Origin of the sequence: Lysobacter sp. KIS68-7 (assembly GCF_021284745.1) — a bacterium.
Classification (GTDB): Bacteria; Pseudomonadota; Gammaproteobacteria; order Xanthomonadales; family Xanthomonadaceae; genus Noviluteimonas.
This window is the reverse complement of the sequence record NZ_CP089925.1, coordinates 2,517,060-2,538,262: the sequence shown is the minus strand read 5'-3', so window position 1 is coordinate 2,538,262 and position 21,203 is coordinate 2,517,060. Positions and strand designations below refer to the sequence as shown.

The window sequence follows — 21,203 nt, the reverse complement described above, 5'->3', positions numbered from 1 at the left end:
CGTGGCCGCGCCGACGACGGCGTCTGCGACCCTGCTGCTGCCGGCACGCGCGCGTTTCGGTGCACAGGCGCTGACGCCGGAAGTCGCCAGGCCGCTCGGGCGCGCGGATCGCCAGGCGCGTGAAGCCGGCGAGCGCGCGCAGTTGGAACGCCATTTCGACATGCTGCCGCGCGGTTGGCCCGTCGCGGCACTCACGCGTGCGTTCGATGCGGACGATGCGCCGCTGTCCACGTGGTTGCGCGCGGATCCTGCGTACGTGCGGCCCGACATCAATGGTGCGCGGCTGCTCGCCAGCGGCGATGCACTGCAATTGGACGTCGTGGAAGCCGAAGCCTTCATCGCGGCCTTGCGTCCGACCTTCGGGGATGCGGGGATGCCGATCGATGCGCCGCGCCCCGCGCGTTGGTACCTGCGGCTGCCGCGCGAGGCGAAGATCGCGCCGATGACGGCACCGTCCGAAGCGCTGGGCGGGGACCTGTTCGAGCATCTGCCGGACGGCCCCGAAGGCCGTCGCTGGCGCGCCTTGCTGAGCGAAGCCCAGGTGCTGCTGCACCAGCATCCGATGAATGCCGAGCGCATGGCCGCCGGCAAGCCGCCCGTGAACTCGTTGTGGTTCTGGGGTGGCGGCGTGCTGCCGGACCACGTAACGACGAACCACGCGATCGTGCATTCGAACGAGATCACCGTGCGTGCGCTGGCGCAGGTCGCGGGCTCGCACGGCGAGGATCTGCCGACGCGGTTTGCGGGTACAGGCCTGTTCGACCTGCGCGAGATGCGCGACCTGCGACAGTTGTGCGATCTCTGGCTCGATCCAGCATTCGATGCCGTGCGCGACGGCGTACTGGCCTCGGTGCACGTGGATTGTGAAGACGGCACCGACTGGACGCTGTTGCGTCCGCAACGCTGGCGCTTCTGGCGCAAGCCGCACGGCGCCTTCGACGCATGACGCTGCAACGTCGCATCGTGCGTCGCACGCCGGTGGTGCCCGGCGGCGATTGGCCGGAACACGTGCCGATGTTGCTGCGTCGCCTGTATGCGATGCGCGGTGCTTCCAGTTATGACGACGCACAACCGCGCCTGGCGCGCCTGCATTCGCCCGATGCGATGGGCGGGATGGACGCGGCGACGGCCTTGCTCAGCGATGCGATCGCACGCGATGCGCACATCGTCGTCGTCGGGGATTTCGATTGCGATGGCGCGACGGCGTGTGCGGTCGGCGTGCGCGGGCTGCGCATGCTGGGGGCCAAGCACGTCTCGCATGCGGTGCCCAATCGCGCCGTGCACGGATACGGCCTGTCGCCGGGTCTCGTCGACGACCTCGCCGCGCTGCAACCCGACCTGCTGGTGACCGTCGACCACGGCATCGCATGCCATGCAGGCGTGGCCGCGGCGCGTGCGCGCGGTTGGCAGGTGCTAGTCACGGACCACCACCTGCCGGGCGAAACGCTGCCCGACGCGAACGCGATCGTCGATCCCAACCTGCGCGGCGACGATTTCCCGAGCAAGGCGCTCGCGGGCGTGGGGGTCATGTTCTACGTGCTGCTCGCCTTGCGCCGACGCTTGCGCGATGCGGGCGCCTTTGCCTCGGGCGAGCCGGACCTGTCGACGCTGCTCGACCTCGTTGCCGTCGGCACGGTGGCGGACCTGGTCTGGCTCGACGCGAACAACCGCGCCCTGGTCGGCGCCGGCCTGCGGCGCTTGCGCGCAGGGCAGGGCTGCCTGGGCCTGCGCGCCCTGGTCGAAGCCTCCGGTCGCGACATGCGTACGCTCACCGCCACCGACATCGGTTATGCACTCGCGCCGCGCATCAACGCAGCCGGTCGCCTCGAAGACATGGGCGTGGGCATCGCGCTCCTGCTCAGCGAGGAGGCGACCGAAGCACGTGCGCTCGCGTCCACGCTGGATGCGATCAACGCCGAGCGCAAAGGCGTGCAGCAGCAGATGACGGACGAGGCGGAGGTGGCGATTGCGCGCGTAGCGCTCGACGGCACGCTGCCGACGGTGCTGTGCCTGTTCGATCCGCAATGGCATCCGGGCGTCGTGGGGCTGGTGGCCTCGCGGATGAAGGATCGCGCGCATCGGCCTGTCGTTGCGTTCGCACCCGCGGAACCGGGCAGCGATGCCTTGCGCGGGTCCGCGCGTTCGATCCCCGGGCTGCACATCCGCGACGCACTGGCGGCCGTGGATGCCATGCACCCCGGGCTCATTCCGCGCTTCGGCGGCCACGCCATGGCGGCGGGCCTGAGCCTGCCGCACGCCTCGCTCGACGCCTTCTCCGAAGCGCTGCACGCGCAGGTCGAACGCATGCTCGATCCCGCGTTCCTGCAATCGGAACTGCTCAGCGACGGCGAACTGCAGGGCGAGGAGTTCCATCGCCGCAACGCCGATTGCCTGCGCGACGGCGGGCCGTGGGGGCAGGGCTTTCCCGAGCCCTTGTTCGATGGCGTGTTCGACGTGGTCGGGCACCGCGTCGTCGGCCAGCGTCACCTCAAGCTCTCGCTGCGGACACCCGGCCGCGCGACGCCCCTGGATGCCATCCACTTCGGCGCATGGACGGGCACGCCGCCGCCGGCGCGCGTGCATCTGGCCTATCGCCTGTCGGTGGACGACTACCGCGGCGGCGATGCGATCCAGCTGATCGTGGAGCACATGGCGGTCGATTGACCCCGGGGCGCAACCCCATTGCCGCGCGACGCGCGTTGCAAGGGGCACACCGGCCCACTGAAGGGGACATCGCATGCCACGCATCCTCGTTGCCGCCGCGGTCTGCGCGCTGACGCTCGCGCTCGCCCCAAGCGGATTCGCCCAGCGACAGCCCAACCCGAAGCAGCACGTCACTGCGCCGCCCTTGATCCGGATCGGAGGCGAGGACACGCGCTCGCTGCAGCCGATCCGATTGCGTCAGGCACAGGTCGACGTGGATGTCGCCGGCCACCTGGCGCGCACGACCTACACGCTGGTGCTGCACAACCCGAACGCACGGCAACTCGAAGGCACCCTGGAATTCCCCTTGGCGGCGGGCCAGCAGGTCACTGGCTTCGCGCTCGATTTCAACGGCGCCCTGCGCGAGGCCGTGCCCGTGCCGAAGGACAAGGGGCGCGCCGTGTTCGAAAGCATCGAGCGGCGCCGCGTGGACCCGGCCCTGCTCGAAAGGACGGCCGGCAACCACTTCCGACTGCGCATCTATCCGATTCCCGCGCGTGGCGAGCGTCGCGTGCGGATGATCGTGGACGAATCGCTGCGCAGCGAAGGGGGCGACGGCGTCATGGAACTGCCGATGCAGCTGCTGGCGGGTGCAGACGAAGTCGCGTTGAACGCACATGGCCCGCTGTCGCGCCGCGCACCGCGAACCGACGGCCCGCTGGAACTGCGCTTTCCGCTGGCGAAGGGCCCCGCGCATTACACCGCCGCGTTCAACGGCGCGCGCTATGTCCTGGCCGAAACGCCGCTGCATGCGAGCGCGCCCCATGCACGCGCCTTGCCCCATTCGGTCGGCCTGCTGTGGGATGCCTCCGCCTCGGCGCGCACGCGCGACCGCGATGCGGAGTTCGCGCTGCTGGATCGCTACTTCAAGGCCATGGGCGAGGGGCGGGTGACGCTGCGCCTGCTGCGCGACGTCGGCACCGACGGCGGCGTCTTCGCGATCCACGGCGGCGATTGGTCGGCGCTGCGCAACGTGCTGGCGCGTGCAGTGCACGACGGCGCGACGAACCTGGCCGACTGGCAGCCGCGCGCGGAGATCGGTGAATACCTGCTGGTGAGCGATGGCATGCAGGACTACGGCGATGCACGCTTCCCCGCGTTGTCGGCGGACCAGCGCCTCTATGCGATCTCCACTGCGGGTTCGGACGCCGATGCGACACGGCTGGCGACGCTCGCGCAGCAACGCAACGGGCGCCTGATCGCCTGGCAGGGCCGCGCGGGGCTGGATGCCGCAACGAAGGCCTTGCTGCAGGACGGCATCCGCATCGTGTCGCTGCAGGGGCGTGAGGCGACCGACATCGAAGTGCCGTCGCGTTTCATCGACGACGGCGTGCTGCGCATCGCGGCGCGCGCGTCCGGGCCGAACGCGTCCGTGCGCGTGCGCCTGTCGGACAACGGCGTGATGCGCGAGATGGACGTGGCCTTGCCCGTCGATGACACCTTGCATCCGCAGGTCGCGCAGCTTTGGGCAGGTTGGCGCGTCGCCGTCCTGTCCGGCGATCCGGAACGCAACCGTGATCGCATCGCCGAACTCGGGCAACGCTTCGGCATCGTGACGGCGGGGACCTCGCTGATCGTGCTCGATGCCGCTGCCGACTACGTGCGTTACGGCATTGCGCCGCCGGCGGAACTGCGCGGCGAAGCGGATCGGATCCGCACCGCACAGGTCAGCGACCAGGGGCATCGCCGCGCCGCACATCTCGACGCCGTGGCGTCGGAGTTCGCCCAACGCGTGGCGTGGTGGGAGACGAAGTACCCGAAGAACACGCCGGTCTCGGTGGCGAAGCAGGGCACGCGCGAAGAAGCGATCGCTGCTGCCGATGCAGCGGCGGCGGCCGCAGATGCCGCGACCCTGGATGCCGATGCTGCGGAAGAGCGGGAAGTCGCCGGCACGCCCGCCATGAGGCAAATGATGATGCCGCCGCCTCCGCCCGCACCTGCGGCAGCTCCGGTGATGGAGCGTGCGCGAGGGCAAGTCGCGCTTTTGAAAGTCGCAGCCCCGGATGTCGCCAGCGCGCAGGCCACCATCGCGCTGCAACCCTGGAACCCGGACACGCCCTATGCCCGCCGCCTCCGCGACGCCGCACCCGGGGAGCTCTATGCGCGCTACCTCCAGATACGCGACGACAACGCCGATAGCACCGCCTTCTACCTCGACGTCGCCGACCTGTTGCTGCGCAAGGGCCGCCGCGCCGAGGGCCTGCGCGTGCTCTCCAACCTGGCCGAGATGCAACTGGAGGATCGCCACGTCATGCGAGTGCTCGGCTATCGCCTGATGCAGGCGAAGGAAAACGCGCGCGCCGTGCAGGTCTTCCGCACGGTGCTCTCCCTCGCGGGCGAAGAACCCCAAAGCCACCGCGACCTCGGCCTCGCACTCGCCGCCGCCGGCCAGCGCCAGGAAGCGATCGAGCACCTGTACGAAGTGGTCGCACGCGAATGGGAGGGCCGCTTCGCCGAAGTGGAACTGGTTGCGCTCAACGAACTCAACGCGATCATCGCGCGCAGCCCCACGCCGCTGGACACGTCCTTCATCGACAAGCGCCTGCTGCGCAACCTGCCGGTCGGCCTGCGCGCCGTGCTCGCCTGGGACAGCGACAACAGCGACATGGACCTGTGGGTGACCGATCCGAACGGCGAGCGCTGCTACTACGGCAATCGCAATACCTACCAGGGCGGCTTACTCTCCGACGACTTCACCGGTGGCTACGGCCCAGAGGAATTCCTGCTGCGCGATGCCAAGCCCGGCAAGTACAAGGTGCAGGCGCATTACTTCGGCGACCGCCAGCAGATCGTCACCGGCGCGACCACGCTCACGCTGATGCTCAGCACGGGGTGGGGCAGGGCGGGGCAGAAGGACCAGTCGGTGACCTTGCGCCTGGCCGGTGGTGACGAGGCCGTGCTGGTCGGCGAGTTCGAAGTGCGCTGAGCCTTCACGGGCCTGTCCTATCCTCCGCGTCGTCGGCCGAGCGACGCGGAGGACGCGATGGACAAGCGCACCACCCTGTTTGTGTTCCTGGCCCTGGCCAGCGCCGGATGCGCGGCCGCCGCGCCGAAGGCGCCCAAGGCCACCTGCAACGTCGAAGGGCTCCAGTGGGCCGTGGGCAAGCCGGCCAACGAGCTCAACTTCCAGAAGCTCTATCGCGACAGCGGCGCCGGGCTGTGGCGGATCATCAGCCCGGGGCAGGCGGTCCAGCGGGACAAGAAGACCGATCGCCTCACGATCTACGTGGACAAGCAGAACACGATCACCCGCCTGGTCTGCGAGTGACCCGCTGAACCTGCGTTCCGCCGGCCGCTCCGGCGCATCGGGCCGCGCTCGGCTATCATGCGCGGCCACGCATTTGCACGATTCCGCGCCACATGATCGAACTCAATCCCGTCCGCCAGCGCATCGCCGACCTCACGGGCCGGCTGGATGCGCTGAGGGGGTATCTTTGACTACGACGCCCGCAAAGAGCGTCTGGAAGAAGTCAACCGCGAACTAGAAAGCCCGGACGTCTGGAACGACTCCGCGCGTGCGCAGGCCCTGGGCCGCGAACGCTCGTTGCTCGACAAGACCGTCAACGGCATCCGCGAGCTCACCGAGGGCCTCGCCGGCGCGGACGAGCTGCTCGAACTCGTCGAAATGGAAAACGACGAGGACACCGCGAACGCGATCGTCGCGGACGTCGAGCGCTACGCCAAGCGCGTCGAACAGCTGGAATTCCAGCGCATGTTCTCCGGCAAGATGGATTCGCATTCGGCCTTCGTCGACATCCAGGCCGGCGCCGGCGGCACCGAGGCGCAGGACTGGGCGGAAATCCTGCTGCGCATGTACCTGCGCTGGGCCGAATCGCGCGGCTGGAAGACCGAATTGCTGGAAGTCTCCGGCGGTGAAGTCGCGGGCATCAAGTCCGCCACCTTCCGCGTGGAAGGCGATTACGCCTACGGCTGGCTGAAGACCGAAACGGGCGTGCACCGCCTCGTGCGCAAGTCGCCGTTCGATTCGGACAACCGCCGCCATACCTCGTTCACATCGCTGTTCGTTTCGCCGGAAGTCGACGACGAGATCGACATCGACATCAATCCGGCCGACCTGAAGACAGACGTGTATCGCTCCTCGGGCGCCGGCGGCCAGCACGTCAACAAGACCGAATCGGCGGTGCGCATCACGCACGTGCCTTCGGGCATCGTCGTTGCGTGCCAAACCGAACGCAGCCAGCACGCCAACCGCGACCGCGCGATGAAGATGCTGGCCGCGAAGCTTTACGAACTCGAAGTCCAGAAGCGCAACGCCGAACGCGATGCGGTGGAAGCCACCAAGTCCGACATCGGCTGGGGCAGCCAGATCCGCAACTACGTGCTGGACCAGAGCCGCATCAAGGACCTGCGCACGGGCATCGAACGCAGCGACACGCAGAAGGTGCTGGACGGCGACCTCGACGAATTCATCGAAGCGAGCCTGAAATCCGGCCTGGAAGCGGGTTCCAAGCGCAGCGACGCCGCATGACGCACACGACGAACATGACCGAACACGACAGCACTGCCCAGCAGCACGACGAAAACCACCTGATCGCCGAGCGACGCGCGAAACTGACCGCGCTGCGCGCGCAGGGCATCGCCTTCCCCAACGACTTCCGCCGCGAAGACCACGCCGGCGACCTGCAGGCCGAATACGCCGACGCAGAAAAGTGGACGGGTGAAGCGCTGGAAGGCACGGGCCGCCGCATCGTCATCGCCGGCCGCCTGCTCGCCAAGCGCGTGATGGGCAAGGCCGCGTTTGCGCAGATCCAGGACGTCACCGGACGCATCCAGCTGTTCCTGCAATCCACGGCGCTGGGCGAAACCTACGACGCGTTCAAGGGCTGGGACGTCGGCGACATCATTGCCGCCACCGGCACGCTGATGCGCACCAAGACCGGCGAGCTGTCGATCAAGGCCGACACGCTGCGCCTGCTCACCAAGTCGCTGCGGCCGCTGCCGGACAAGTGGCACGGCCTGAGCGACGTCGAGCAGCGTTATCGCCAGCGTTACGTCGATCTGATCGTGACGCCGGAAGCGCGCGAAGTCTTCGTCCAACGTTCGAAGGTGATCGCCTCGATCCGCCGCTGGCTCGACGCGCGCCGCTTCCTCGAAGTGGAAACGCCGATGATGCATTACATCGTCGGCGGCGCGACCGCCAAGCCCTTCGTCACCCACCACAACGCGCTGGGCCTGGACCTGTTCCTGCGCGTGGCGCCGGAGCTGTACCTCAAGCGCCTGGTGGTCGGCGGTTTCGAACGCGTGTACGAGATCAACCGCAACTTCCGCAACGAAGGCGTGAGCACGCGGCACAACCCGGAATTCACCATGCTCGAGCTGTACGAGGCCTACGCCACGTACGACGAGGTCATGGACCTGACCGAAGACATGATCCGCCACGCCGCGCAGGATGCGATCGGCACGACGGCCGTGACCTGGGAAGGCAACGCGATCGACCTCGGCCCGCGCTTCCGCCGCTGGCGCCTGGAAGAAGCGGTGCGCGAGCTCAATCCTGAAATCAGCGTGGCCGACTGCCGCGACCGCGACGCGCTCGCCGCGCATTGCGCGCGCCTGGGCATCCACGTCAAGAAGACCGAAGGCTGGGGCAAGCTGCTGCTCTCGATCTTCGAGCACACCGTGGAGGCCGGCCTGACGCAGCCGACCTTCATCACCCACTATCCGGTGGAAGTCTCGCCGCTGGCGCGCGAGTCGGACACCGAGCCGGGCATCACCGATCGCTTCGAGTTGTTCGTGGGCGGCAAGGAGCTGGCAAACGGCTTCTCCGAGCTCAACGACCCCGAAGACCAGGCCGCGCGCTTCCGTGCGCAGGTCGAGGCGAAGGAAGGCGGCGACGACGAGGCGATGCACTACGACGCCGACTACATCCGCGCCCTCGAAGTCGGCCTGCCGCCGACCGGCGGCCTGGGCGTGGGCATCGACCGCCTGGTGATGCTGCTGACGGACTCGGACTCGATCCGCGACGTGCTGCTGTTCCCCTACATGCGCCCGGAAGCCCACCCAGGCTAAATCGGCGCTGAGTCGAGACTGGCGGGGCGGCCGGACCGCGCCCGCCGCCGCGTTCACACGGTCATGACGCAGCTCATGGCCCAAGCCGACTTTCGACGCTCCCGTGTCTCGCTGGAAGGCGAGGCCGTCATCCGCGACCCCAACGGGGACTGGCGGGCGCCCTTGGGCGATGTCTCGATCACCGGTCTCAACCTGCCGCGCCCGCCCGGGTTCAACCTCCGGGTGGGGCAGGCGCTCGAGGTCGAACTGCATTGCGGCCCGGGCCAGGAAGGCATCGACCTGTTCCTGCTGGCCCGCGTGGCCCGCATCGACGCCACGACCGTGGGCGTGCGTTTCGCCCCGATGCCCGACCGCCTGGCCAGGGCCTTCGAACAGGTCCTGGCGCGCCATGGGACCCTGCGGGGCGGCGCCCGCGAACCGGTGGTCGGAAATTGAGTCGTTTCGTTGCGGACGCGATCGCGTTTTCCACCGTGATTTCGTGCTTCCTCCCGCAAGTGCGGGGTATGCTGCCGCCCAACGCCGAGGAAGGACTCCAGGGGGCGCCACTCGATGCGGGTTAATGAAGTGAACGTGGTCATCGTCGACGACCAGACCTCGGCGCGCACAATGTTGCGCCACATCCTCGAGGACATCGGTCCCGAGCTGGCCGTGCACGACTTCGGCGACCCGAGCGCGGCATTGGCCTGGTGCGAGAGCAACCGGCCCGACCTGCTGCTCCTCGACTACCGCATGCCTGGCATGGACGGGCTCGAATTCGCGCGCCGCTTCCGCCGCCCGCCGGTGCATCGCGACGTGCCGATCGTGCTGGTCACCGTGGTCGGCGACGAACCCGTGCGCCAGGCCGCGCTGGAAGCCGGCGTCATCGATTTCCTGGTCAAGCCCGTGCGCCCGCGCGAACTGCGTGCGCGTTGCCGCAACCTGCTGCACCTGCGCCAGCAGGCGGAGACCGTGAAGCAGCGTGCGCTCTCGCTCGAGCAACGCCTGCTTTCAAGCATGAACGAGGTGGAAGAGCGCGAACGCGAAACGCTCTCGCGCCTGGCGCGCGCCATCGAATACCGCGACATCGGCACCAGTGCGTATCTCGAACGCATGGCGCATATCGCCGGCCTCATCGCCGAAGGCCTCGGCCTGAGCGAAGAAGAAGCGCGCCTGATCGAACTCGCCGCGCCTTTGCACGACATGGGCAAGATCGCGATCCCCGATGCGATCCTGCTCAAGCCCGGCCCGCTCACCGAGCAGGAAATCGCGATCATGCGCCGCCATCCGCGCATCGGGCACGAGCTGCTGAGCGGCAGCCAGAGCCGTTTCATCCAGACCGGCGCCACCGTCGCGCTGCGCCACCACGAACGCTACGACGGCAGCGGTTATCCGGACGGCCTGATGGGCGAGGCGATTCCGCTGGAAGCGCGCATCGTCGCGGTGGCGGATGTCTTCGACGCGTTGATCTCGCCGCGTCCGTACAAGGAAGCCTGGTCGATCGATGCGGCGCTTGCGTACCTGTACGCGCAGCGCGGCCGCCTGTTCGATCCGCGCTGCGTCGAAGTGCTGGTGCGTGCGCGCGATCGCGTGGACGACATCTGCCTGCGCTTCTCCACCGTCAGCGCACGGCCGGCCCTGGAGGCGTGATCGTGGCGTTCGCCACGCTCCGGCAACGACTCTCCAACCGGCCCGACAGCGAGCACGGCCAGGCATTGGTGCGCCTGGCGGTGTTGTCGGTGGTGCTGGTGTACCTGCTGGTGCGCGGCCCGGATCCGGACGAACCGTTCTCGCAATATCGCGACGTGTTGTTCATGGTCGCCACGGGCTTCGCCATCGGCCTGGGCCTGGTGCTCGGCATCGTGGCGAAGCCGGGCGTGTCGCACGTGCGCCGTGCGATCGGCATGGTCTCCGACTACGGCCTGATGGGCCTGGCCATGGTCCGCATGGGCGAGCCGCTCGCCTGGGTCTACGTGATCCTGATGTGGGTGACGGTCGGCAACGGCCTGCGCTTCGGCAATCGCTATCTCTATTTCGCGGTGATGGGCGCGGTCACGAGCTTCGGCGCCACGCTGCTCTTCAGCGATTACTGGCACACCAACCGCAGCCTCGGCATCGGCCTGCTGGTGGGCCTGATCGCGGTGCCGCTGTATCTGTCGGGCCTGCTGCGCGCACTGACGCGCGCGACCGAAGCGGCACGCAAGGCGAACGAGGCGAAGAGCCGGTTCCTCGCGAACATGAGCCACGAGTTCCGCACGCCGCTCAACGGCCTGGCGGGCATGTCGGAGCTGCTCGCCACCACGCGCTTGGACGCCGAACAGCGCGAGTGCCTCAACACGATCCAGGCCTCTGCGCGCTCGCTGCTGTCGCTGGTCGAGGACGTGCTCGACATCTCCGCGATCGAAGCGGGCAAGCTCAAGCTGCACACCGTCGAGTTCTCGCTGCCGGAGCTGCTGGAAGGCGTGGGCGCGATCCTGCAGCCGACGGCGCGCAACAAACGCATCGAGTATCTGTCCACCATTGCGCCCGACGTGCCCGAGCGCGTGGTCGGCGACGCGGGCCACGTGCGCCAGGTGCTGATCAACCTGGCGGGCAACGCGATCAAGTTCACCGACGAAGGCTCGGTGCGCCTGGAAGTGGCGATCGCCAATGCCGAAGACGCGCGCGTGCGTTTGCGTTTCACGGTCATCGATACGGGCATCGGCATTCCCGCGGCGGCGCGTGCGCGCTTGTTCGAAGCCTTCGAACAGGCGGACGTCTCGCTGTCGCGCCGCTACGGCGGCACGGGCCTGGGCACCACGATCGCCAAGGGCCTGACCGAAGCGATGGGCGGCAGCATCGGGTTCGAAAGCTCCGAGCGTCGCGGCAGTCGGTTCTGGGTGGAGTTGCCGTTCGATCGCGTCGCCGAAGCGACCGCACCTGCCGAAGCACCGCGCGAAGCGGCAGCGAAAGTCGCCTTCAACCAGGAGCCGGCGGCCAACGTCATCGCCTTCGGCGATCCGTTCCTGCGCCATCGCGCGCGCGTGCGCTCGCTCGAACTGCTGATCGCCGACGACCACGCGGCCAACCGCATGGTGCTGCAACGCCTGCTGCAGAAGGCGGGGCATCGCGTGGTGAGCGTGGAGGATGGCGAGCAGGTGCTCGATGCGCTCGCCGCGAACAACTACGACGCAGCGATCGTCGACCTGCACATGCCGGGCGTCAGCGGCCTGGACCTGTTGCGCGAATTGCGGGTGATGGAATCCGGTGGCGGCAAGCGCACGCCGGTGATCGTGCTCACGGCGGACGTCACGCCCGAAGCCATCCAGCAATGCGCGCAGGCCGGCGCGCGGGCGTTCCTGCCCAAACCGGTGGTGGTCGCGCGCCTGCTCGACACACTCGCCGAAGTGGCGATCAGCGGCCAGGCGAGCAACGTGCAGCCGATCAGCGCGCGCGTGGAGTTGCCGGTCGGCGACGAGGACTTCGACCCCGGCGTGCTCGAGGAACTGGGTGCGCTCGGCATGGGCGAGACCTTCGTGCGCGAGTTCATCGCGCAGTGCCTGCGCGACGCCGAGGGCTGCCTGGTGTCGCTGGAGAAATCCGGCGAGGCGGGCGAGTGGGCGGCGGTGCGCGACCATGCGCACGCGCTCAAGGGGGTCTCCAGCAACCTCGGCCTGATCCGCGTGGCCGCGGCCAGCAGCGAATGGATGCGCCTGCCCGAGTGGCAGCTCACGCGCGAATGGCGGCCGCGACTGGCCGCACTGCGTGAGCGCATGGCGCAGGGGCGCGCTGCGCTGGACGCGCGCGGGCACAAGGCCGCGCGCGACAACGAAAACATCTGAAATCCGGCGTTCCGCCGAACTTCCCCATCAGCAGCTTCGATCAGGCAGCGACTTCGGCGCCGGAGCGGCGTTCCTGCGCGCGGACGATGCGGTCCATGGTCTTGAGCGAGCGATCGCCCAGCGCCAGCGCGGAGTCCACCCACACTTCGGTGATGCCCATCAGCTCGTCGTAGCCCACCGGCTGCGCGATCTGGCGCACCTGGTTCAGCGCGAGGTGCGAGTGCGGCGAACGCTGCTGCGTGCGGATCAGGTCCTGCACGGCGGCCGGGCCTTCGCCCTTCTTCGCCAGGATGTCGACGACGCCCATGCGATACAGGTCTTCGGCCGAATAGATGTCGCCGCTGAGGATCATCTTCTCCGCCTGCTGCGGGGAGACGCGCTTGCACAGGAAGGAGTAGGCGCCCATGCCCGGGAACAGGCCGAACAGCACTTCCGGCAGGCCCATGTTCGAACCCTCTTCGGCCACGATGGTGTGGCACGACAGCGCCAGTTCCATGCCGCCGCCGAGCGCATCGCCCTGGACCAGCGCGATCGTGCGGACGTCGCCGCCGAGGCCGCTGTGGATGTGGTGCACGCCATCGACGCAGCGACGCGCGTAGGCGAGGAGTTGTTCGCGGTTGTTTTCACGAATCAGGCGCGCGAACAGTTCCAGGTCTCCGCCGAGGTTGAACGCGGGGGCGTCCGAGGCGATGACCACGTGGCGCAGGTTGCCGGGACGGCGCTGGCCCTTGGGCAGGGTGATGCTGTTGAGGTAGCGCCACATTTCGTCCATCAGCTCGGTACGGAAGCACGGGCGGATGCCGGAGGACGCATCGGCGTGCATGTAGAGCCAGTGGCAGGCACCGGAGGGTTCTGCTTCCACGCGCAGCGTGGGGTAACGAAGGCTGCGCTGCAGCTTCTCGATGTTGCTCATGTTGTTCCCCTTTGAACCCGTCCGCAGAACAGGGGTGGGCGGCAGACGGGCAATCGCCCACGCGGGGGATGCTACACCCGCGTGAAGGTGGAGTCGGGGTGAAAAATCAAGGGGTGCAAGTCACAGGGCGACGAGCGGTAGCGGATCGAGATCGATCCGCACTGTGCGCGCTATGCGGCGCGTTTCTTGCAGGCGGGGCTGCAGGCCCCGAAGCCGCGGCCGTCAGGCCGGCGGCGGGGTGGGGCCGCGCAGCTCTCGACGCAGGATCTTGCCCACGTTGGTCTTGGGCAGCTCGTTGCGGAACTCGACGTACTTGGGCTGCTTGTAGCCGGTGAGGTTTTCCTTGGCGTGGGCCTTCACCTCCTCGGCGGTGAGGTTCGGGTCCTTGCGCACGATGACGACCTTGACCGCCTCGCCGGACTTCTCGTCCGGTACGCCGACCGCACCCACTTCGAGCACGCCCGGCAGCATCGCGATCACATCCTCGACTTCGTTCGGATACACGTTGAAGCCGGACACCAGGATCATGTCCTTCTTGCGATCGACGATGAAGAAGAAGCCCTTGTCGTCCATCTTCGCCATGTCGCCAGTGTGCAGCCAGCCGTCGGCGTCGATGACGTTCGCCGTCTCGTCCGGGCGCTGCCAGTAGCCGCGCATCACCTGCGGGCCCTTGATGCACAGTTCGCCGACTTCGCCGTGCGCGACCACCTGGCCATCGTCGCCCTTCAGGCAGGCATCGGTGGAGGGGACGGGCAGGCCGATGGCGCCGTTGTACTCGGCCAGGTCCATTGGATTGATGCACGCCGCCGGCGAGGTTTCCGTCAGGCCGTAGGCTTCCACCAGCGTGCAACCGGTGACCTTCTTCCAGCGCTCGGCCACCGCACGCTGCACGGCCATGCCGCCGCCGAGGGTGAGGTGCAGGCGCGAGAAGTCGATGGTGTCGAAGCCCGGCGTGTTGAGCAGCCCGTTGAAGAGCGTGTTGACGCCGGTGATCGCGGTGAACGGGGTCTTCTTCAGTTCCTTGACGAAGCCCGGCATGTCGCGCGGATTGGTGATCATGACGTTCAGGCCGCCGAATTTCATGAAGACCAGGCCGTTCGCCGTCAACGCGAAGATGTGGTACAGCGGCAGCGCGGTGATGATGACTTCCTCACCCATGCGCACGTTGACGCCGACCCACGCGGCGGCCTGCTGCATGTTCGCCACGAGGTTGCGGTGCGTGAGCATCGCGCCCTTCGCAACGCCCGTCGTGCCGCCGGTGTACTGCAGGAAGGCGAGATCCTGCGGATCGATCTCGACCTGCTGCAGCGGATGCAGCTGCCCGAGCGTGAGCGCGGCGCGGAAGCGGATCGCGCCCGGGATGTCATGGGGCGGCACCATCTTCTTGATGTGGCGCAGAACGAAGTTGACGACCGCACCCTTCGGGAAACCGAGCATGTCGCCCAGGCCCGTGGTGATCACCTGCTTGACCTGCGTCTCGGCGAGCACTTCCTGGACCACGTCGCCGAAGTTGTCGAGCACGAGCAGCACGCTCGCGCCGGAGTCGACGAGCTGGTGCTTGAGCTCGCGCGCCGTGTACATCGGATTGGTGTTGACGACGGTGAGGCCCGCGCGCAGCACGCCGAAGGTGGCGATGGGGTACTGCAGGCAGTTGGGCATCATGATCGCGACGCGATCGCCCTTCTTCAGCTTGAGCTCGCCGAGCAGGTAGGCCGCGAACTGCTGGCTCAGGCGATCGACTTCGGCGTAGGTGAGCGTCTTGCCCAGGTTCGCGAACGCGGGGCGGTCGCGGAACTTCTGCAGCGAGGTCTGCAGGACATCGACGATCGAGCCGAATTCATCGACGTCGATTTCGGCTGGAACCCCTGCCGGATAACTGGCCAGCCAAGGACGCTCGGATGCCATGCGATCTCCCCATATATCGCTTGTGGCGCCGATGCGGCGCCGTACGGATCGGTCGATTGGAGCATAGGCACTAGGGGCTGGCAAGGCGGCGCGCTAGGGTGTGCATGCATCCTTCGGAGCCAATTCGGTGGCGAGATTCCTGTCGGTGGTGGCCTTGGCGTTGTTGCTGCTCGCTGGTTGCAAGCATGCGGCGCCGGAAGAGGCGTTGCGGCGCAACATCGCGCAGATGCAGGAGGCGGTGAGCGAACGCGACGCAGGTGCGTTGTCCGACGGCATCGCGCCCGATTTCATCGGGCCGAACGGGATGGGTCGGGAGGACGCCGGGCGCATGGCGCGGATGGTGTTCCTGCGCAACAAGCATGTCGGTATGACGCTGGGGCCGCTGGACGTCGCGATGCAGCAGGGCGGGGCGACGGTGAAGTTCACTGCCGCGTTGACGGGCGGTGGCGGTGGGCTGTTGCCGGACAACGGGCAGGTGTACTACGTGACCACGACGTGGCGGCAGGATGGGGATGAGTGGGTTTTGCTTTCTGCGGAGTGGACGCCGAAGCTATGACAAAAAAGGCGGCCCGAAGGCCGCCTTTTCGTTTCACCTGAAGCGATCGCTTACGCCGCCGTCTTCTTCGAAGCCAGCTGGCGCAGCACGTAGTGCAGGATGCCGCCGTTGCGGAAGTACTCGACTTCCTTCGGCGTCAGCAGCAGCACGCGCACCTGGAACTTCTTCTCGCCGTCGCCGCCGCGCGCGACGACCGTCGCCGTGCGCGACTTGCCATCGTCGAGGCCGACGATGTCGAAGGTCTCCGAACCCGTCAGGCCCAGCGACTTCGCGTTCTCGCCGTCCATGAACTGCAGCGGCAGCACGCCCATGCCGACCAGGTTCGAGCGGTGGATGCGCTCGAAGCTCTCGGCCACGACCGCCTTCACGCCCAGCAGGTTGGTGCCCTTCGCCGCCCAGTCGCGCGACGAACCGGTGCCGTATTCCTTGCCGGCGAATACGACGAGCGGGGTCTTGTCGGCCTTGTACTTCATGGCGGCGTCGTAGATCGCCATCTTCTCGCCCGGACGGCCGGCCTTGTCGAAGAACAGCGTGTTGCCGCCTTCTTCGCCACCGAACATCAGGTTCTTGATGCGGATGTTGGCGAAGGTGCCACGCACCATCACGTCGTCGTTGCCGCGACGCGAGCCGTAGCTGTTGAAGTCGACCGGCTGCACGCCGCGTTCCTGCAGGAAGCGGCCCGCCGGCGAATCCTTCTTGATGTTGCCGGCCGGCGAGATGTGGTCGGTGGTGATCGAGTCGCCGAACAGGCCGAGCACGCGCGCGCCGTGGATGTCGGAGATGTTGCCGACATGCATCGTCATGCCGTCGAAGTAGGGCGGGTTCTTGATGTACGTCGAACCGCCGTCCCACTTGTACGACTCGCCTTCCGGCGACGCGATCTGGTTCCAGCGGGAGTCGCCCTTGAACACGTCGGCGTAGTTCTTAGCGAACAGCTCCGGACCCACGGTAGCGGCGATGGTGTCGCCGACGTCCTTGTTGCTCGGCCAGATGTCGCGCAGGAACACGTCCTTGCCGTTCGCATCCTTGCCGAGCGGCTCCACGTCGAGGTTGATGTCGACCGTGCCGGCGAGCGCGTAGGCGACCACCAGCGGCGGCGAGGCCAGGTAGTTCATCTTCACTTCCGGATGCACGCGACCTTCGAAGTTGCGGTTGCCCGAGAGCACCGACGCCACGACGAGTTCGTTCTCCGCGATGCCCTTGGACACTTCATCCGGCAGCGGGCCGGAGTTGCCGATGCACGTGGTGCAGCCGTAGCCGACGACGAAGAAGCCGAGCTTCTCCAGGTCGCCGAGCACGTTCGCCTTCTTGAGGTAATCGGTGACGACCAGCGAACCCGGGCCGAGCGAGGTCTTCACCCACGGCTTGACCTTCAGGCCCAGCCTGACCGCGTTGCGCGCGAGCAGGCCGGCGCCGAGCATCACGGCGGGGTTGGAGGTGTTGGTGCACGAGGTGATCGCGGCGATCACGACCGAGCCGTCGGAGAGTTCGCAATCCTGGTCGGCGATGCGGATCTTCGACTTCGGCTTGGCGGCGAGATGCTCGGCCTGCGGCTGGTCGCCGCCTTCGGCATCCATGCGCACGACTTCGGTCTTCTTCGCGGTGCGGCTGGCGGTGAGGCCTTCGAGGTTGGCGTGGAAGTTGTCCTTCACCTTCTCGAGCAGCACGCGGTCCTGCGGACGCTTCGGGCCGGCGAGCGAGGGCTTGACGTCCGACAGGTCGAGTTCGAGCGTGGCCGAGTACGTGGCGTGCGGCGTGTTGGCGTCATGCCACATGCCCTGCGCCTTCGCGTAGGCCTCCACCAAGGCGATCTGCGCTTCGCTGCGGCCCGACAGGCGCAGGTAGTTCACCGCTTCGGCGTCGATCGGGAAGATGCCGCAGGTCGCGCCGTATTCCGGCGCCATGTTGGCGATCGTCGCGCGGTCGGCGAGCGGCAGGTGCTGCAGGCCGTCGCCGTAGAACTCGACGAACTTACCGACCACGCCGAGCGCACGCAGCATCTGCGTGACGGTGAGCACGAGGTCGGTGGCGGTGGTGCCTTCGGGCAGCTTGCCGGTGAGCTTGAAGCCGACGACCTGCGGGATGAGCATCGAGGAAGGCTGGCCGAGCATCGCCGCTTCGGCTTCGATGCCGCCGACGCCCCAGCCGAGCACGCCGATGCCGTTGATCATCGTGGTGTGCGAGTCGGTGCCGAACACGGTGTCCGGGAACGCCTGCGCTTCGGTGCTGCCGTCGGGCAGCTGCACGTCGCGCTCGACGACCACGCGCGCGAGGTTTTCGAGGTTCACCTGGTGCACGATGCCGGTGTTCGGCGGCACGACCTTGAAGTTGTGGAAGGCCTTCTGGCCCCAGCGCAGGAAGCTGTAACGCTCCATGTTGCGCTCGAATTCGATCTTGCCGTTGAGGTCCAGTGCGTCGGCGCGGCCGAACACGTCGACCTGCACCGAGTGGTCGATGACCAGTTCGGACGGAATCAGCGGATTGATGCGCGAGGCGTCGCCGCCGAGCTTGGTCACCGCATCGCGCATCGCGGCGAGGTCGACCACGCAGGGCACGCCGGTGAAGTCCTGCAGCACCACGCGTGCCGGCATGAACGCGATTTCGGTTTCGGCTTCGCTCTTTGCGTCCCAGGTGGCGACCGCTTCGATGTGTTCGGCCGTGACCGTCACGCCATCTTCGTGGCGGAGCAGGTTCTCCAGCAGGATCTTCATCGAGAAGGGCAGTTTGGCCAGGTCGAAGCGCTGCGCGAGGCGCGGCAGGCTGTAATAGGTCAGGGACTTGCCGTTGACATCAAGTTGGGCGCGGGTGGCGAAGGAGTCGGCCATGCTTGGCTCCGTGGTGCGTGCGGGGTGGGGTGCGCGCGAGGCTTCCGGGCCAGGGCCGCGGAAGGGGCGCTGTAAAGCCTGTCAATTATGCCGGATCGGGGGCCTTCCCGCCCACCTCGGCGCCCCAACGAACGGGCTATGCGTGCGTCAAAGCCGCAGTTGCGACTGCACGCTGCCCACCAGCGCGCGGCGGCGGAGCACGAAATCCCACAGGCTCCCGCCGAGCTGGCGCCAGAGCACGGCCGAGCGCAGCGCGGCGAGCAGCACGGCGCGGATCTCCGACACGATCGCGGCCTGGCCGAGGTAATGCGGATTGCCCTGGACCATGACGCGCGGACGCAGGTGGCTGACGGTGTCGGAGTACAGGCTGCCCAGTGCGTTCAACACGTCCGGGTGCGTGCTGCCGAGCCGCTCGGCGGTGGGCGCGAGCGCGAGGATGCCTTCGTGGACTTTCTTTGCGGTGGCGTCTTCGCGCGCGAAGCGCCGTTCGAGCTGCATCACGGCAAGCGCGAGGCGGGGCAGGAGGTCGTCGCGCGCATCGCCGCCGCTGTTGGAGAAATAGTCGAGCAGCAGTTGCATGCCGGGCTTGAGCGCATCGGCGTGGCCGTAGACCTCTTCGGGTGAGGCGGCATCGATGCGGAACACGCTGTCGGTGGCGGTTCCGAGCACGGCGTTGTCCGCCTCGCCGGTCTCGGCGATGCGCCGGACCTGGCGCAGGGCCTGCACCATGCCGGCAAGGGCAAGCACGCGATCGTCCATGAAGCTCATGCGGGGTGGCTCTCCTGAAGCGGGGTCTGCAATGCGCCTTCCGGCGTCGCGGCCTCCAGCGGGGCGTCGGTGCGGGCGATCACCGCGCCGCCCAGGCATTCCTCGCCGTCGTACAACACCAGCGATTGTCCCGGCGTGACAGCGCGCTGCGGGCGCGAAAACGCGACATCCAGGGACCCATCATCGCGCACCCGCACGGTGCACGCTTCATCGTGCTGGCGGTAACGGGTCTGCGCCGTGCAGGCGAAGTGCGCCGCGGGTGGCGCGCCCGCGATCCAGTGTGCGCTTTCGGTCAGCAGCGTGTTCGATTGCAGGTAGGGCGAGTCGCTGCCCTGGTCCACCACGAGCACGTTGCGCGCCACGTCCTTGGCCACCACGTACCACGGTGCCGCCTCGCGGCCGCGCACGCCGCCGATGTGCAGGCCTTCGCGCTGCCCCAGCGTGAAGAAGAACACGCCCGGGTGTTCGCCCACGACGCGGCCCTGCGGGTCGCGGATCTCGCCGGGCTTCGCGGGCAGGTAGCGCGCGAGGAATTCGCGGAAGTCGCGTTCGCCGATGAAACAGATGCCGGTCGAATCCTTCTTCGCATGCGTCGGCAGCGCGGCGTCCTGCGCGATGCGGCGCACTTCTTCCTTGCGCAGGTGGCCGAGCGGGAACAGCGTGGACGACAGTTGCGCCTGGCCGAGCTGGTGCAGGAAGTAGCTCTGGTCCTTGTTGCGGTCGGCGGCGCGCAGCAGGCGCGCGCGTCCGTTCGAATGTTCGACGCGCGCGTAGTGGCCCGTCGCGATGCGTTCGGCGCCCAGCGCATGTGCCGCGTCGAGGAAGTGCTTGAACTTGATCTCGCGGTTGCACAACACGTCCGGGTTGGGCGTGCGGCCCGCGGCGTATTCGGCGAGGAAGTGGGCGAACACGCCGTCCCAGTATTCGCGCGAGAAATCGCGGAAGTGGATCGGGATGCCCAGTCGCCCGCACACCGCCACCGCATCGCGGCGATCCTCGTCGGCGCGGCAGTCGCCGCTGCCGTCGTCGGCCCAGTTCTGCATGAACAGTCCCGCGATCGGCTCGCCCGCCTCGCGCAACATCAGCGCGGCGACCGACGAGTCGACGCCGCCGGACATGCCGACGACGGTGCGAATGGAACGGTGTGCCTCCATCTTCGGAACGCTCAGGCGAGTTGCTGCACCATCGACAACGGATGGCGACGGCCCGCGAGGTGGTCGGCCACGACGCGCCACACCAGCGGGCTGCGATGGCGGTCGCGGATGGCGTCGAGTTCGGCGGGTGTCATCCACACGGCGCGTTCGATGCCGGTGTCCAGGGGACGCGTGGGATCGTGGCGTTCGGGCTCGGCGGCGAACGCGAAACGCAGGTAGTGGCGGCCGTTCTCCGCCTTCCATTGGTACGCGCCGATGAAGCCGGTGAGGCGGACGTCCCAGCCCGTTTCCTCGCGCGTTTCGCGCAACGCGGCATCCACCAGGCTTTCGTCGGGTTCCAGGTGGCCGGCGGGCTGGTTGATCACCAACGCGCCGTTCACGCGTTCTTCCACGACCAGCAGGCGCCCGTCGCGCACCACGACCGTGGCGACGGTGACATCGGGTTGCCAGAAACGGCCTTCGCGGTAGCTCATGGCCGCATTGTGCGGGCCGGCGGGCGGGGCGTCCACGACGGCGGCGGGGCCGCCTTCCGCGGGCGCCTCCGTATAATCCCGC

At 67.8% G+C, this 21,203-nt stretch carries 16 protein-coding genes; 10 read left to right on the top strand and 6 right to left on the bottom strand.

The genetic code is table 11. From position 1 onward, the window contains the following. Position 1: 1 nt before the first annotated feature. The 9 genes from LVB87_RS12400 to LVB87_RS12360 all read left to right on the top strand — a co-directional run bounded on the left by LVB87_RS12400 (position 2) and on the right by LVB87_RS12360 (position 12,527). Entirely contained in the window at positions 2–946 is a 945-nt protein-coding gene (locus tag LVB87_RS12400) for a phosphoglycerate mutase (protein WP_232898264.1), read from the top strand. Beyond that, on the top strand, positions 943–2,664 hold the full coding sequence (recJ, locus tag LVB87_RS12395; RefSeq protein WP_232898263.1) for a single-stranded-DNA-specific exonuclease RecJ: 1,722 nt from the start codon (positions 943–945) through the stop codon (positions 2,662–2,664). The genes LVB87_RS12400 and recJ overlap by 4 nt, the downstream gene beginning before the upstream one ends. 73 nt (positions 2,665–2,737) lie before the next feature. Beyond that, positions 2,738–5,629, top strand: a complete 2,892-nt coding sequence (locus LVB87_RS12390) for a VIT domain-containing protein (protein ID WP_232898262.1) — start codon at positions 2,738–2,740, stop codon at positions 5,627–5,629. Between the two features lie 57 nt (positions 5,630–5,686). Beyond that, positions 5,687–5,971: an I78 family peptidase inhibitor gene (locus LVB87_RS12385; RefSeq protein ID WP_232898261.1), complete on the top strand. Its 285-nt coding sequence runs from the start codon at positions 5,687–5,689 to the stop codon at positions 5,969–5,971. A 92-nt stretch (positions 5,972–6,063) separates the two neighbouring features. Continuing rightward, positions 6,064–7,192, top strand: a protein-coding gene (gene prfB / locus LVB87_RS12380) for a peptide chain release factor 2 (RefSeq protein ID WP_232898260.1) whose coding sequence is annotated in 2 segments (ribosomal slippage) — positions 6,064–6,138 and positions 6,140–7,192 — 1,128 coding nt in all. Because the reading frame shifts where the segments join, the coding sequence is not laid out codon by codon here. Between the two features lie 14 nt (positions 7,193–7,206). Next, the gene (gene lysS / locus LVB87_RS12375) at positions 7,207–8,730 is read left to right on the top strand and encodes a lysine--tRNA ligase (RefSeq protein ID WP_232900555.1); all 1,524 of its coding nucleotides are present in this window, start codon (positions 7,207–7,209) and stop codon (positions 8,728–8,730) included. 63 nt (positions 8,731–8,793) lie between these two features. After that, complete coding sequence (locus tag LVB87_RS12370; protein ID WP_232898259.1) at positions 8,794–9,165, top strand: PilZ domain-containing protein; 372 nt, start codon at positions 8,794–8,796, stop codon at positions 9,163–9,165. Between the two features lie 114 nt (positions 9,166–9,279). After that, a complete protein-coding gene (locus tag LVB87_RS12365; RefSeq protein ID WP_343223389.1) occupies positions 9,280–10,356 on the top strand; it encodes a two-component system response regulator in 1,077 nt (358 codons plus the stop codon). Further along, the gene (locus LVB87_RS12360; RefSeq protein ID WP_232900553.1) at positions 10,356–12,527 is read left to right on the top strand and encodes a response regulator; all 2,172 of its coding nucleotides are present in this window, start codon (positions 10,356–10,358) and stop codon (positions 12,525–12,527) included. Before LVB87_RS12365 ends, LVB87_RS12360 begins: the two co-directional genes overlap by 1 nt. Before the next feature lie 40 nt (positions 12,528–12,567). Here LVB87_RS12360 and LVB87_RS12355 read toward each other — a convergent pair whose 3' ends face one another. Further along, positions 12,568–13,440, bottom strand: a complete 873-nt coding sequence (locus tag LVB87_RS12355; RefSeq protein WP_232898258.1) for a crotonase/enoyl-CoA hydratase family protein — start codon at positions 13,438–13,440, stop codon at positions 12,568–12,570. Positions 13,441–13,662: 222 nt separating this feature from the next. Then, positions 13,663–15,345, bottom strand: coding sequence for a long-chain fatty acid--CoA ligase (locus tag LVB87_RS12350; protein WP_232898257.1), 1,683 nt, complete (start codon positions 15,343–15,345; stop codon positions 13,663–13,665). A gap of 127 nt (positions 15,346–15,472) precedes the next feature. Here LVB87_RS12350 and LVB87_RS12345 point away from each other — a divergent pair, with 127 nt between their 5' ends. After that, positions 15,473–15,901, top strand: a complete 429-nt coding sequence (locus tag LVB87_RS12345; RefSeq protein WP_232898256.1) for a nuclear transport factor 2 family protein — start codon at positions 15,473–15,475, stop codon at positions 15,899–15,901. A gap of 50 nt (positions 15,902–15,951) precedes the next feature. On the opposite strand, the gene acnA is transcribed toward LVB87_RS12345, so the two are convergent. The 4 genes from acnA to LVB87_RS12325 form a co-directional block, all read right to left on the bottom strand. Next, on the bottom strand, positions 15,952–18,726 hold the full coding sequence (gene acnA / locus LVB87_RS12340) for an aconitate hydratase AcnA (RefSeq protein ID WP_232898255.1): 2,775 nt from the start codon (positions 18,724–18,726) through the stop codon (positions 15,952–15,954). Positions 18,727–18,873: 147 nt separating this feature from the next. Then, the gene (gene hflD / locus LVB87_RS12335; protein WP_232898254.1) at positions 18,874–19,494 is read right to left on the bottom strand and encodes a high frequency lysogenization protein HflD; all 621 of its coding nucleotides are present in this window, start codon (positions 19,492–19,494) and stop codon (positions 18,874–18,876) included. Further along, entirely contained in the window at positions 19,491–20,648 is a 1,158-nt protein-coding gene (gene mnmA / locus LVB87_RS12330) for a tRNA 2-thiouridine(34) synthase MnmA (RefSeq protein ID WP_232898253.1), read from the bottom strand. The genes hflD and mnmA overlap by 4 nt, the downstream gene beginning before the upstream one ends. An 11-nt stretch (positions 20,649–20,659) precedes the next feature. After that, complete coding sequence (locus tag LVB87_RS12325) at positions 20,660–21,121, bottom strand: NUDIX hydrolase (RefSeq protein ID WP_232898252.1); 462 nt, start codon at positions 21,119–21,121, stop codon at positions 20,660–20,662. Positions 21,122–21,203 lie beyond the last annotated feature (82 nt).